At 70.2% G+C, this 13,586-nt stretch carries 15 protein-coding genes; 9 read left to right on the plus strand and 6 right to left on the minus strand.

The genetic code is table 11. The features are described from left to right. The first annotated feature begins 5 nt into the window (after positions 1–5). Positions 6–554, plus strand: a complete 549-nt coding sequence (locus E7742_RS12930; protein WP_254698996.1) for a GtrA family protein — start codon at positions 6–8, stop codon at positions 552–554. Between the two features lie 9 nt (positions 555–563). Here E7742_RS12930 and E7742_RS12935 read toward each other — a convergent pair whose 3' ends face one another. From E7742_RS12935 to E7742_RS12950, 4 genes are all read right to left on the minus strand, one after another. Then, the gene (locus E7742_RS12935; protein ID WP_137799308.1) at positions 564–1,898 is read right to left on the minus strand and encodes a sensor histidine kinase; all 1,335 of its coding nucleotides are present in this window, start codon (positions 1,896–1,898) and stop codon (positions 564–566) included. A gap of 12 nt (positions 1,899–1,910) precedes the next feature. After that, positions 1,911–2,591, minus strand: a complete 681-nt coding sequence (locus E7742_RS12940; RefSeq protein ID WP_137799309.1) for a response regulator transcription factor — start codon at positions 2,589–2,591, stop codon at positions 1,911–1,913. Between the two features lie 38 nt (positions 2,592–2,629). Continuing rightward, complete coding sequence (locus E7742_RS12945) at positions 2,630–3,211, minus strand: PH domain-containing protein (protein WP_137799310.1); 582 nt, start codon at positions 3,209–3,211, stop codon at positions 2,630–2,632. Positions 3,212–3,290: 79 nt separating this feature from the next. Continuing rightward, a complete protein-coding gene (locus tag E7742_RS12950) occupies positions 3,291–3,848 on the minus strand; it encodes an HdeD family acid-resistance protein (RefSeq protein WP_175420616.1) in 558 nt (185 codons plus the stop codon). 258 nt (positions 3,849–4,106) lie between these two features. Here E7742_RS12950 and E7742_RS12955 point away from each other — a divergent pair, with 258 nt between their 5' ends. Continuing rightward, positions 4,107–4,538: a DUF7144 family membrane protein gene (locus E7742_RS12955; protein ID WP_137799311.1), complete on the plus strand. Its 432-nt coding sequence runs from the start codon at positions 4,107–4,109 to the stop codon at positions 4,536–4,538. Positions 4,539–4,544: 6 nt separating this feature from the next. Here the strand turns inward: E7742_RS12955 and E7742_RS12960 are convergent, their stop codons facing one another. Beyond that, entirely contained in the window at positions 4,545–5,378 is an 834-nt protein-coding gene (locus E7742_RS12960; protein ID WP_137799312.1) for a biotin--[acetyl-CoA-carboxylase] ligase, read from the minus strand. Between the two features lie 116 nt (positions 5,379–5,494). Here E7742_RS12960 and E7742_RS12965 point away from each other — a divergent pair, with 116 nt between their 5' ends. The 3 genes from E7742_RS12965 to E7742_RS12975 are packed head-to-tail and all read left to right on the plus strand — an operon-like array spanning position 5,495 to position 8,155. Beyond that, positions 5,495–7,135 carry an acyl-CoA carboxylase subunit beta gene (locus E7742_RS12965; RefSeq protein WP_137799313.1) on the plus strand — a complete coding sequence of 547 codons (1,641 nt, stop codon included), beginning with the start codon at positions 5,495–5,497 and terminating at the stop codon, positions 7,133–7,135. Beyond that, positions 7,132–7,494 carry an acyl-CoA carboxylase subunit epsilon gene (locus tag E7742_RS12970; protein ID WP_137799314.1) on the plus strand — a complete coding sequence of 121 codons (363 nt, stop codon included), beginning with the start codon at positions 7,132–7,134 and terminating at the stop codon, positions 7,492–7,494. The genes E7742_RS12965 and E7742_RS12970 overlap by 4 nt, the downstream gene beginning before the upstream one ends. 16 nt (positions 7,495–7,510) lie before the next feature. Then, entirely contained in the window at positions 7,511–8,155 is a 645-nt protein-coding gene (locus E7742_RS12975; protein WP_137799315.1) for a Maf family protein, read from the plus strand. Here E7742_RS12975 and E7742_RS12980 read toward each other — a convergent pair. After that, positions 8,152–8,547: a group III truncated hemoglobin gene (locus tag E7742_RS12980; RefSeq protein ID WP_137799316.1), complete on the minus strand. Its 396-nt coding sequence runs from the start codon at positions 8,545–8,547 to the stop codon at positions 8,152–8,154. The genes E7742_RS12975 and E7742_RS12980 overlap by 4 nt on opposite strands. 130 nt (positions 8,548–8,677) lie before the next feature. Here E7742_RS12980 and E7742_RS12985 point away from each other — a divergent pair, with 130 nt between their 5' ends. From E7742_RS12985 to E7742_RS13000, 4 genes are all read left to right on the plus strand, one after another. Continuing rightward, positions 8,678–9,601 (plus strand): sulfurtransferase, encoded by a 924-nt coding sequence (locus E7742_RS12985; protein ID WP_137799317.1) that lies wholly within the window; start codon positions 8,678–8,680, stop codon positions 9,599–9,601. Continuing rightward, positions 9,598–10,011, plus strand: coding sequence for a SufE family protein (locus E7742_RS12990; RefSeq protein ID WP_137799318.1), 414 nt, complete (start codon positions 9,598–9,600; stop codon positions 10,009–10,011). The genes E7742_RS12985 and E7742_RS12990 overlap by 4 nt, the downstream gene beginning before the upstream one ends. A 112-nt stretch (positions 10,012–10,123) precedes the next feature. Further along, positions 10,124–11,551, plus strand: coding sequence for a condensation domain-containing protein (locus tag E7742_RS12995; protein WP_137799319.1), 1,428 nt, complete (start codon positions 10,124–10,126; stop codon positions 11,549–11,551). A 159-nt stretch (positions 11,552–11,710) separates the two neighbouring features. Continuing rightward, complete coding sequence (locus tag E7742_RS13000) at positions 11,711–13,501, plus strand: acetyl/propionyl/methylcrotonyl-CoA carboxylase subunit alpha (protein WP_137799320.1); 1,791 nt, start codon at positions 11,711–11,713, stop codon at positions 13,499–13,501. Positions 13,502–13,586 lie beyond the last annotated feature (85 nt).

Genomic DNA, 13,586 nt, shown 5'->3' on the forward strand with positions numbered 1-13,586 from the left:
TCGTTGTGTCTTTCGTCGACGCGGCGATGAGCCGAGTTCCCCAGCCCTTCCGGGCCGTCGTCCTCCGCCACCACGAGCTGATCAAGTTCGCAATCGTCGGCGGGACGACGATGGTGGTCGACCTCGCCTTCTTCTACACCCTCAGCCTCACGGTTCTCGAGCAGAAACCGGTGGTCGCGAAGATCTTCTCCGGTGTGGTCGCGACGATCCTGAGCTACATCCTCAACCGTGAGTGGTCGTTCAAGCACCGCGGTGGCCGCGAGCGCCACCACGAGGCGCTGCTGTTCTTCACGATCAGCGGCATCGGCGTCGTCATCGCCGCCGCCCCGCTGTGGATCGCCAACAACGTGTTCGACATCCGGTCGTCGGTGAGCTTCACGACGCTGATGATCGTCGACTTCGTCCTCAACTACATCATCGGCAACCTGCTGCAGATGGTGTTCCGGTTCTGGTCCTTCCGTCGCTGGGTGTTCCCCGAGGAGACGCCCCGCCACGAGGTCATCGACCGGCCCGCGCCCGTCGAGATCACCGGGGACGAGTCCGGCCTCCTCTAGCGCCCGGTCTCACCGCGGCTCGTGGATGCCCGCCACGCGGGTGGGTGCGTCGTCGCGCACCGGAGCGAGGAACACCGCGAACAGCGCCGGGCGTCGGCGCTGCAGCTCGAGCCGCCCGCCGTCGGCCTCCACCAGCGCCCGGGCCAGGGCCAGTCCCACGCCCGTCGACCCGGCCCCGGAGAAGCCGCGGTCGAAGATGTGCGGCGCCAGTTCGTCGCTTACACCCTCCCCCTCGTCGGACACCTCCACGCAGACGCGGGAGTCGCGCGCCTCGGCGGACCCGCTGCGCCCGGCGGGGCCGGGGACCAGCCGCACCGACACCGTGCACGTGCCCGCGCCGTGCTGCAGGGAGTTGTCGATCAGCACCGACACCGCCTCCCGCAGCCGGGACCCGGTCGCCGACGACGTCAGCCGCGGCTCGCCGCGCAGGCGCAGGATCCGGCCCGCGTCCTTGTAGGGGCCCTGCCAGTCGGCGACGACACTCGCGAGCTCCCCCACCACCGACACCGGTTCGCGGGTGGCCGCGTCGCTGTCGCGGGACGACCGGACGAGGTCGTCGACCGCGAGCGTGAGCCGGTCCACCTGCGCCATCGCTTCCTCGGCCTCGTGCACGACGTCCGGATCGGGATGTCCGGACAGCTCGTCGAGCCGCAGCCGCACCGCGGTGAGGCGGCTGCGCAGCTGGTGCGAGACGTCGCCGACGAGAGCGTGCTCGCGTTGCAGCCGCCCGGATATCTCGACGGTCGCCGAGTCGAGAACGTCGGACACCCGGTCCAGTTCGGGGATGCCGTGCCGCCGGGAGTCGGGCCGGAAGTCGCCCTCGGCGAGCCGCGCGGCCCGCTCGGCGACGTCGCGCAGCGGGTCCGCGAGCCGACGCGCGGTGACCACCGCGACGCCGGCGCCGGCGCCCATCGACGCGACGACCAGGAGCGTGACGGCCCCGACGGCCTGCCGTTGCAGCGTCCGCATCCGGTCGGAGGGCACCTCGAGCCGCAGCGACCCGGAGGTCCCCATCGACAGCGACTCCACGATCGGCGACGGCACCGAGGTCGCCCCGATGTCGAGCCGCGCCGCCCCCTCCTCGGGCGTCGGATAGACGACCACGAGTTTGCCGCCCTCGGGGACCACCAGCCGCAGCGACGTCGTGTCGAGGCCGTCCTCGACCACTCCGGAGCTGCCCTCCTGCACGATGATCTCGGCGGCCATCCGGTCGAGCCGGCCCTGGAGGTCGCTGCGGGTGAAGTCCTCCACCCACAGCCACGCGGTGTAGATCAGCGGCACGCCCAGCAGCAGGCCGGTGAAGATGACGACGGCAAGGATCGACTGCAGAATTCTGCGGCGCACGGCGGGGCGGACCTAGTCGGTGTTGATCCGGAAGCCGACGCCGCGGACGGTCGCGATCCGCCGGTCCGCCCCGGCGCCCTCGTCGCCGATCTTGCGGCGCAACCAGGACATGTGCATGTCGAGGGTCTTGGAACCGCGCAGTTCCACGTCGCCCCACACCTCACGCAGGATGGTGTCGCGCGAGACGACCTGGCCGGCGTGCTCGAGCAGGACGCGCAGCAGCTCGTACTCCTTGTTCGCGAGGGCCACCTCGGCGCCGTTGACCAGGACGCGGCGGGCGGCGGGCTCGAGCCGGATGCCGGCGACCTCCACCACGACGTCCTCGGCGCCGCCGCTGCGGCGCAGCAGCGCACGGACGCGGGCCATCAGTTCGGCCAGCCGGAACGGCTTGCCGACGTAGTCGTCGGCGCCGGCGTCGAGTCCGACGACGAAGTCGACCTCGTCGGTGCGGGCGGTCAGCATGAGGACCGCGATGTCCAGACCGTGGTTGCGCAGTTGACGGCAGACCTCGAGCCCGTCCATGCCCGGCAGTCCGAGGTCGAGGATGAGGAGCTCGAACTCCCCGGTGAGGGCCCGCTCGAGGGCGGACGGCCCGGTCTGTTCGATGGTGACGGTGTAGCCCTCACGGCCGAGTGCACGCGACAGCGGAGCAGCGATGGCTTCGTCATCTTCGGCTAGCAGTACGGCGGTCACGACGACAGCCTACGGTCGCGTGTGCCGACGCGGTTCGTTTACCAGCCTTTCCCGTAATTCCGGCGATCGTCGCCCGGATCGGCGGGGCCGCGGTACCGGTGGTCGGGGCCGCTGTCGTACGGACCGCCGGTGGCGTCGAGCACCTGGTGATAGAGCAGGGTGTGGACCTTCTGCACCTCGGGCACGTCGTCGAACTCGAGTGGATCGTCGGACGACGCCACGATCACGAGCGTGCCCGTGCGCAACATCCGGTCGACGAGCCCGTGCCGGAACTGCACGTTGCTGATCCGGTTCATCGGGATGTCGATGCCGGTGTGGGTCATGATGCCGTGTCGGATCATCACCCGGCGGTCGGTGACGATGAAGTGCGTCGACTTCCACCGCAGCACCGGGACGACGGCCTTCCACACCACGAGCGCGATCCAGGCCGCGGCGACGAGGATCGACACGATCGACACGGCACCGCCCGTGAGCTGCGACTGCGCGAGTCCGATCGCGAACCCCGCGAGCGCGGTGGCGAGAATGAAGATGGCGGACGGGACGACGAGCAGCTTCCAGTGCGGATGCCGGTGCACCACCAGTTCCTCGTCGGCCGCCAGCGCGTCCTGCGGGTATCCCATGCACAGAGTGTGACAGTGCCGGGTCCGGACGGGCGCAGTGCCGGGGCGGCTCCCCGGCCCCCGGGGGGCGCCGGCCGAATCAGGCCAGCCGGCGGGCCAGGAACGGTGCGGCGATGACGACCAGCCCGTACAGGACCATCCACACCCCGACCACGATCACGAACACGCGCAACGACAGGTCGGGCTGCAGCAGCACGATCGCGCCCGCGACGACGCTGATGATGCCGAGGACGATGCTCACGCCGCGATGGCCCGGGACCTCGGTGGCGCCGGCGACGATGTCGAGCACGCCGCGGAAGACCCACCACGCGCCGATCACCAGCGCGATGATCACCACGGTCTGCAGCGGGCTGCGCAACACCAGGAAGCCGAGCAGGACCGCCAGCGCACCGGACAGTCCCGTGAGGGTCCGCGCCGCGGTCGGCGCGTCGATCTCCGCGAACGACCGGACGATCTGGATGATGCCGAAGGCGAACACCTGGATCGCGATGAGCACCGCGGCCACCACCAGCGTGGCGGACGGCCACACGAGCATCGCGATCCCCAGCCCGAGCGTGAGGACACCGAAGACGACGGTCAGTCCGGTCAGGAAGCGGCCGGCCGTCTCGAGGTCGGTGGCGTCCGGGCTCACCCACATCTCGCCGGAACCGCTCGACATTCCCTGTTGCGCGTTCATCCCTGCCCCCTGCCACCCTGCTCGCTGCCCGACGACATGTTGCGGATCAGCGTCAAAGTAGCAGGCGGCCGGGGCGGCGGTGTGATTGCCGACACATGGCCTCCGGATTGTCGCGTCCGGGCCGCGTTTTCACCCGCCGAGGGTGAGGTTCCCGGCCTGGAACCGCCGGACACTTCCCCTGATGTAGTGGCTTCGTGACCGATCGAAAGGGGAGTGGCGATGACGGTCAACCCACCGACGACGCACAGTTCGGGCAACAGCACCAGGCAGGGTTTCGCGGCAGGCACTTCGATCGCAGCCGCGATCGTTCTCATGACAGTCGGAATCCTGCAGATCTTCCAGGGCATCTCCGCACTCGCGAACGACGACGTGTTCGTCGTGGGTCCGGAGTACGTCTACCAGTTCGACCTCACCGCGTGGGGTTGGATCCATCTGATCGTCGGCATCGTGGTCGTGCTGGTCGGTCTCGCGCTTCTCACGGGCGCCACGTGGGCTCGCGTGGCCGCGATCGTGATCGCGGCGCTGTCGATCATCGCGAACTTCCTGTGGATTCCGTGGTACCCACTGTGGTCCATCCTCATCATCGCGCTCGACATCGTGGTGATCTGGGCGGTCTCGACGTGGAGCCCGGATCGGGTCCGCGACGTCTGATCCGCGTCACACAGCACGCAGGTGGGTGATGTCACCGGCCGACACCGCGACCGGTGACCCACCCTCCGGCGTGATCACCACTCGACCCTCGGCGTCCACGTCGGTCGCGACACCCACGAGCTCCCGGTCCCCCGGGAGCTCGGCGCGTACCCGGCGGCCGAGGGTTCCGCACCGTTCGCGGTACGCCGCCGCGAGATCGTCGATCCCCCAGTCCGCCGCCTCCCAGTCCCGCCGCAGCCGGGCGAGTGCCCGCAGCATCGCCCGCACCAGCACGGTGCGGTCGGTGGTGTCGGCGTTCTCGAGGGCGAGCGAGGTCGCCGTCGGCACCGGCAGCTCGTCCTCGGTCAGACTCACGTTGAGGCCGATTCCGACCACGACCGTCGGCACCGGCGCGGTCGCCGCCACCTCGGCGAGGATGCCGGCCACCTTCCGCCCACCGACGAGGACGTCGTTGGGCCATTTCAGTTCCGCGTCCACCCTGGCGACGTCGCGCAGGGTGTCGACGACGGCGATGCCGGCCAGCAACGGCAACCAGCCGATGTCGGAGAGGTCCATCCCGGGCAGGTCGAGCACGGCCGACACGGTCACGAGTGCCCGCGGGGCGCTCACCCACCGCCGGGCGTGGCGTCCCCGCCCCCCGGTCTGATGCTCGGCGATGAGGACGGACCGCGCGTAGTCCGCGTCGTGCGGGCGCGCCAGCAGGTCCGCGTTGGTGGATCCGGTCTCGGTGACGACGTCCACGCGCGACCAGAACGCGTCCGGATCACCGCCCGCATCACGAACGAGAGCTCGCCGGAGCGTCGCCGAATCGAGCGGGGGGCGGTTCAGATCGGTCCACATTCGTCCAGCCTAGGGCGCGGCTGGAATGTGACTCGTCGGTAGCTTAGGTTGAATGATTCAACGCAACCCGACCTCCCTCGACGCGGGCGGCCGAGACCTGGTTAAGCTCACTTGCCATGACCAGTGTGCAGGAGCCAGCCGCGGCGGAGGCGGCGAATACCCCGGATATCCACACGACGGCGGGAAAGCTCGCTGACCTGCGCAGCCGCCAGGCGCAGGCAATCTCGCCCATGGGCGAGGCCGCGATCGAAAAGGTCCACGCGAAGGGCAAGTTGACGGCCCGCGAGCGGATCCACGCCCTCCTCGACGAGGGTTCGTTCGTCGAGCTCGATGCGCTCGCCCGGCACCGCAGCACCAACTTCGGCCTCGCCGACAACCGTCCCGTCGGCGACGGCGTCGTCACGGGCTACGGCACCGTCGACGGCCGCGACGTCTGCGTCTTCAGCCAGGACGCCACCGTGTTCGGCGGCAGCCTCGGCGAGATCTACGGCGAGAAGATCGTCAAGGTGATGGATCTGGCGCTCAAGACCGGGCGCCCGCTGATCGGCATCAACGAGGGTGCCGGCGCGCGCATCCAGGAAGGCGTCGTCTCGCTCGGCCTGTACGGCGAGATCTTCCACCGCAACGTCCAGGCCTCGGGTGTCATCCCGCAGATCTCCCTGATCATGGGCCCGGCCGCCGGTGGTCACGTGTACTCCCCCGCGCTCACCGACTTCGTCGTCATGGTCGACGAGGCGAGCCAGATGTTCGTCACCGGTCCCGACGTCATCAAGACCGTCACCGGCGAGGACGTCACCATGGAGGACCTGGGCGGCGCCCGGACCCACATGGCCAAGTCCGGTGTGGCGCACTACGTCGCCTCCGGTGAGCAGGACGCCCTCGACTACGTCAAGGATCTGCTGTCCTACCTGCCCAGCAACAACCAGGCCGCGGCCCCGCGCCTGGCACCGTCCGATCCCATCGTCGGCGCCATCGAGGACTCGCTCACCGACGAGGACCGGGAGCTCGACACGCTGATCCCGGATTCGGCGAACCAGCCGTACGACATGCACGAGGTCATCCGCCGCATCCTCGACGACGACGAGTTCCTCGAGGTCCAGGCCGGCCGCGCCATGAACGTCATCGTCGGCTTCGGTCGCGTCGACGGCCGCAGCGTCGGCATCGTCGCGAACCAGCCCACCCAGTTCGCCGGCTGTCTCGACATCGACGCGTCCGAGAAGGCCGCCCGCTTCGTGCGCACGTGCGACGCGTTCAACGTCCCGATCATCACGCTCGTCGACGTCCCGGGCTTCCTCCCCGGCACCGAGCAGGAGTACAACGGCATCATCCGCCGCGGCGCCAAGCTGCTGTACGCGTACGGCGAGGCCACGGTCGGCAAGATCACCGTCATCACCCGCAAGGCGTACGGCGGCGCATACGACGTCATGGGCTCCAAGCACATGGGTGCCGACGTCAACCTGGCGTGGCCGACCGCGCAGATCGCCGTCATGGGCGCGTCCGGCGCCGTCGGCTTCGTCTACCGCAAGCAGCTTCTCGAGGCCGCAAAGAACGGTGAGGACGTCGACGCGCTGCGCCTGAAGCTGCAGCAGGAGTACGAGGACACCCTCGTCAACCCGTACATCGCGGCCGAGCGTGGTTACATCGACGCCGTGATCCCGCCCTCGCACACCCGCGGACAGATCGTCTCCGCTCTGCGTCTGCTCGAGCGCAAGATGGTTTCGCTTCCGCCCAAGAAGCATGGGAACATCCCCCTATGACAGCCACCACCCGGGAAGATGTGCTCACCGACGCCGACGTGCAGGAAGCCTCCGCAGCGGTCGACGGCGCCACGCTCGAAGGAGCCGCCTTGGCCGAAGCTGTCGCAGGGCTCGAGCCCGACGCCGCGGCCGCGGGGTCCCAGGCGCCCGTGATCACGATCGTCAAGGGCAACCCGACCGACGAGGACATCGCCGCGCTGGTCGCGGTGCTGTCCGCGGCGGCGGCCGCGGCGTCGTCGGAGCCGGAGGGCGACGGCCGTCCGCCCGAGACGTGGGGTGCACCCACCCGCATGCACCGCGGGCACGCCCCCTTCTCGCCGTACTCGTTCGGCACCCCGGTCGCCGCGCGCCCGTTCTGATCGAGCGACCCGCGTAGTGACCACACTGGTTCTCGCCTCGGCGTCCCCGGCACGGCTGGCCGTGCTGCGGGGCGCCGGGGTCGAACCCACCGTCCGTGTCTCCGGCGTCGACGAAGACGCCGTCATCGACCGTCTGGGCCCGTCCGCGGCCCCCGCAACGGTCGTCACCACGCTCGCGGAGGCCAAGGCCCGCGACGTGATTCCCGCCCTCGTCGCCGACGGGCTCGCCGACGCCGTCGTCGTCGGCTGCGACTCGATGCTGCTGATCGACGGCGCCCTGCAGGGCAAGCCACACACCGTCGACGTCGCCCGCCGCCGCTGGCGCGCCATGGCCGGCCGCAGCGCCACGCTGCTCACCGGGCACAGCGTGCTGCGGATCCGGGACGGCGCGATCGTCGCCGCCGCGTCCGACCACAGCGGCACCGTCGTCCACTTCGCCGACCCGTCGGACGAGGATCTCGAGGCCTACCTCGCGACGGGTGAACCACTCGAGGTGGCGGGTGCCTTCACGCTCGACAGTCTCGGCGGCTGGTTCGTCGAACGACTCGAGGGCGACCCCTCCAGCGTCATCGGCATCGGCCTGCCGCTGGTGCGGCGCCTGCTCGGCGAGGTGGGCACGTCGGTGGCGCAGCTGTGGGCCGCCAACGCGCTCGTGCGCTAGGTCCCCCGCCGCCAGCCGCGTTCGAGCGCGGCCGCCATCGCGACGGCCTTCGATTTCGCGCGGTCCGCGTCGGGTCCGGCGAACAGCTCGTCGACCGTCGCACGCCACACCTGCAACCACCGCGCGAGCGTGGCCCCGGCCAGCCCGTGCTGCCGGTTCAGCGCCTCGTGCACGCCCGCGAACGCGCCCTGGTAGCGGGCGGTGCGGAACAGGATCTGCTCCCAGAAGTCGGCGACCACCGGTAGGTGCGCGTCCAAACCGATCACCGCGAGCGTCTCGAACGCCGGGGCCAGCACCGGGTCGACGAGGGCCCGTTCGTAGAACGCGCGCACCAGGTGGTCGATGTCGGCGCGGCCGGCGATGTCGCGGCGATGATCTGCGGGGCCCGTCACGGGGCACGACAGTACCGGCGCGACTACCCGCCGGTACGCGGCGGAGATATCGATCTCTCCTCCGTATCGCGCACCACATAGAATCGGGGGCGGACAACCCTCCACCCACGCCTGCCTCAGGAGCCCACCCGTGCCCGTCGCGCCCGATCCCAACCCCGCGTTCGCTGCGTACACCCATCCGGAGCGACTCGTCTCGACCGAGTGGTTGTCGATCAACCTGGGCGCCCCCGGCGTGAAGGTCGTCGAGTCCGACGAGGACGTGCTGCTCTACGACATCGGCCACATCCCCGGCGCGGTGAAGATCGACTGGCACGTCGACCTCAACGACCCGGTCACCCGGGACTACATCGACGGTGCGGCGTTCGCGGACCTCATGCGCCGCAAGGGCATCGAACGCGACGACACCGTCGTCATCTACGGCGACAAGAGCAACTGGTGGGCGGCGTACGCGCTGTGGGTGTTCACGCTGTTCGGGCACGAGGACGTGCGGCTGCTCGACGGCGGCCGGGACGCGTGGCTGTCGGAGAACCGCGACACCACCCTCGACGTCCCCTCGCCGGCTCCCTCGCAGTACCCGGTGGTCGAGCGGGACGACAGCGCCATCCGCGCGTTCAAGGACGACGTGCTCGCGCACCTGGGCCACGGCCCGCTCGTGGACGTGCGCTCACCGCAGGAGTACACCGGCGAGCGGACCCACATGCCGGACTACCCGGAGGAGGGCGCGCTGCGCGGCGGCCACATCCCCACCGCGGTGTCGATCCCGTGGGCTCGCGCGGCCGCCCCCGACGGCCGGTTCCGCAGCCGCGCCGAGCTCGAGGAGATCTACGCGGACTTCTCGCGCGACGACGACGTGGTCGCCTACTGCCGCATCGGGGAACGGTCGAGCCACACGTGGTTCGTGCTGACGCACCTGCTCGGGTTCCCCCACGTCCGCAACTACGACGGTTCGTGGACCGAGTGGGGCAACGTCGTGCGCGTGCCCATCGTCAAGGGTGATCAACCGGGTGCGGTGCCGGGTGCCGCGTCCGACGCCGCTCAGGGAGCCGCCTCGTGAGCCTGCCCGAGAGTCTGTCCGAGATCGTCGACGACTTCGCCGCGGTCGACGGCCAGGACAAGCTGCAGTTGCTGCTCGAGTTCAGCCGCGAGCTGGCCCCGCTGCCGGCCGAGCTCGAGCAGGACGCGATGGAGCCGGTGCCGGAGTGCCAGTCGCCGCTGTTCCTGCACGTGGACAGCAGCGACCCGGACGAGGTGCGTCTGCACTTCAGCGCCCCGCCCGAGGCACCGACGACGCGCGGGTTCGCGTCGATCCTGCACCAGGGGCTCGACGGGCACAGTGCGGCCACCATCCTGGCCGTACCCGACGACTTCTACTCCGCTCTCGGCCTGGCCGACGCCGTCAGCCCGCTGCGGCTGCGCGGCATGAGCGCGATGCTGGCGCGCATCAAGCGGCACCTCCGCAACTGACGCGCGCACCACTGCACCGAGACTGATCCGGGAAGCGACCCTCCCCGGCAACTTCACTGTGACGATGTTCACCGCCGCTACCGCGGCGGGACAAGAGACTGGATTCTTCACGATGGAATTCACCGAGCTCGCGGACTATGCGATCTCCCCCGGCATGCTCACCGAATGGCTGCCGGAAGCCACCGGGACGTGGGCGCAGGACGAGCGGCCCGCGTCCTACATCCACGAGGCGCACCTGCGCCCCACCGCCGACGGGACCCACGACGACGGCCGCGAGTCGTGGCTCGGTGCGGCGTTCCGGATCGCCGGGCCCCTCGACCACGACGCGTTCCGCCGGGCGGCACGCACCTGGATCGACCGGCACGAGCCGCTGCGCAGTCATGCGGAGCTGGGCGCCGACGGCCGGATCAGCCGGCACACACTCGGGCCCGGCGGCGTCGACTTCGACGAGGTCCGCCACGAGTACGAGTTCGACACCGCCACGGTCCTCGAACGCGTCCACCACCTCTTCGACGAGCTGACCTCGCCGCACCGGTGGCCGGCGTACCTGTTCGTGACGCTCGAGCACTCCGACCCGGAGGCGGGCTGCACGGTCTTCTTCGCCGCCGACCACTCCCTGATCGACGGCCTGTCGGTGGTGCTGGTGGCGCACGAGCTCACGAGTCTCTACACCGAGGCGATGGCCGGGCCGCCCGCGCTGCTGGTGCCCGCCGGCAGCTACATCGACTTCGGTGCGGACGAACGCGCCGCCGCCGCGACGGTGGATCGCCGGCACCCGGCGGTCGAGGTCTGGCGGCAGGCGTTCCTGCGCAGCAAGGGACGGCTGTCGGAGTTCCCGCTCGACCTCGGCCCGCGCACCGTCGAGCGCGTCCCGCAGCGCGCCGTGTCCGAGTGGGTGCTGGACGCCGCGCAGGCCGTGCGGTTCAACACCGTCTGCCACCGGGCCGGCCAGAACTTCCTCGCCGGTGTGCTGGCGTGCCTCGCGGAGGCCAACACCGAGCTCACCGGGAACACGGTGTTCCGCACGGTCACCCCGGTCCACACCCGCAACGACCCGCACTGGGCCACGTCCCTCGGCTGGTTCGTCGGGTTGGCACCCATCGAGTTCGACATCGCCGGCGCCGTCGACTTCGCGGACGTCGCGACCCGGGCCGCCGAGGCGGTGGCCGCCACCAAGTCGGCCGCGAAGGTGCCGTTCGCGCGGGTCGAGGAGATCCTCGGAACGCCGATCCGGCCGCGGTTCGTCGTGTCCTTCATGGACGTGCGCTTCGTCCCCATGGCCCAGCAGTGGCCCGAGATCGAGGCGCGCGCCCTGCGCAGTCGGCACTACACGCACGACGTCTACATCTGGGTGAACCGCACCCCGCACGGCGTGAACATCTCCGCACGCTTCCCGGAGACCCCGCTGGCCACCGAGAACGTGCTGCGCTTCCTGGCCCGCACCCGGCGAGCGCTGGCCGACGTCGTCCCGTCCACCCCGGACGAGGACCCGCAGGCGTCGGCCGTCGGCGCGGACGCCTACGCCACTACTGGTCAGTAGGGTTGCGGCGCCGCATCGAGCACTTAATGTGTAAGCGCTATCCGGTTACATCGTCTATCGGATTGATGCATACACTCCGATGAGATGCCAACGACTAACCTGCCCGTGACGCCCACAGGCAAACGGCGGGGACCGACCATGCGAAACACAGGAGGCTCAGTGCCCACTCCAGCCAGCGCGCAGATCACGAAGGTGCTCGTCGCCAACCGCGGCGAAATCGCTGTCCGGGTCATCCGAGCTGCGAAGGACGCCGGCTACGGCAGCGTCGCCGTCTACGCGGAGCCCGATGCGGACGCACAGTTCGTGAAGCTCGCTGACGAGGCGTTCGCGCTCGGTGGCCAGACGTCGGCCGAGTCCTACCTCGTGTTCGACAAGATCCTCGACGCCGCGAAGAAGTCCGGCGCCGACGCGATCCACCCGGGCTACGGCTTCCTGTCCGAGAACGCCGACTTCGCTCAGGCCGTCATCGACGCGGGCCTGATCTGGATCGGCCCGTCGCCGCAGTCGATCCGCGACCTGGGTGACAAGGTCACCGCCCGCCACATCGCCGAGCGCGCCAAGGCGCCGATGGCCGCGGGCACCAAGGATCCGGTCAAGAACGCCGACGAGGTCGTCGAGTTCGCCAAGCAGTACGGCGTCCCGGTCGCGATCAAGGCGGCCTTCGGTGGTGGCGGCCGCGGCATGAAGGTCGCGCAGACCATCGAGGAGATCCCCGAGCTGTTCGAGTCGGCCACCCGTGAGGCCATCGCGGCGTTCGGTCGCGGCGAGTGCTTCGTCGAGCAGTACCTGGACAAGGCCCGCCACGTGGAGGCCCAGGTCATCGCCGACAAGCACGGCAACGTCGTCGTCGCCGGCACCCGCGACTGCTCGCTGCAGCGCCGCTTCCAGAAGCTGGTCGAGGAGGCCCCCGCGCCGTTCCTGACCGACGACCAGCGCGCTCGCATCCACGCGTCCGCCAAGGCCATCTGCAAGGAGGCCGGCTACTACGGCGCCGGCACGGTCGAGTACCTGGTCCAGGGCGACACGGTCTCGTTCCTCGAGGTCAACACCCGCCTGCAGGTCGAGCACCCGGTCACCGAGGAGACCGCCGGCATCGACCTGGTGCGTCAGCAGTTCCTCATCGCCAACGGTGAGGAGCTCTCCATCAAGGAGGACCCCACCCCGCGCGGCCACTCGTTCGAGTTCCGCATCAACGGCGAGGACGCCGGCCGCGGCTTCATGCCGGCCCCCGGCCCCATCACCGTCTACAAGGAGCCCACGGGCCCCGGTGTGCGCGTCGACTCGGGCGTCGTCGCCGGCGATGTCATCGGCGGCCAGTTCGACTCGATGCTCGCCAAGCTGATCGTCACGGGTGAGAACCGCGAGCAGGCGCTGCAGCGTGCCGCTCGTGCGCTCGCCGAGTTCGAGGTCGACGGCCTCGCCACGGTCATCCCGTTCCACCGCCACATCGTCGAGAACCCGGCGTTCATCGGCGACGGCGAGGGCTTCGAGGTCTACACCAAGTGGATCGAGACCGAGTGGGACAACCCGATCGAGCCCTTCGCCGGTTCGGGCGTGGCCGCGGACGACGAGGAGACCCTGCCCCGGCAGTCGGTCGTCGTCGAGGTCGGTGGCCGTCGCGTCGAGGTCTCGCTGCCCGGCTCGTTCTCGGTCGGCACGGGCGGAGCGCCCGCCGGTGTCATCCGCAAGAAGCCCAAGGCCCGCAAGCGCGGTGGCGCCGGTGCCGGTGCCGCGTCGGGTGACGCCGTGACCGCCCCGATGCAGGGCACCGTCGTCAAGGTCGCCGTCGCGGAGGGCCAGGAGGTCGCCGAGGGCGATCTGATCGTCGTCCTCGAGGCCATGAAGATGGAGAACCCGGTCACCGCCCACAAGGCCGGTGTCGTCACCGGTCTGTCGGTCGAGGCCGGCGCGGCCATCACGCAGGGCACGGTCCTGGCCGAGCTGAAGTGACGCTCCGCAGCTGACAGCGCTTCACCTGTGCGCGCCTCGCAGATTCGCGAGGCGCGCACAGTGCTGTTCGGGCAGTAGTCTCTAC

This window comes from Rhodococcus sp. SGAir0479, from assembly GCF_005484805.1.
Lineage (GTDB): Bacteria > Actinomycetota > Actinomycetes > Mycobacteriales > Mycobacteriaceae > Prescottella.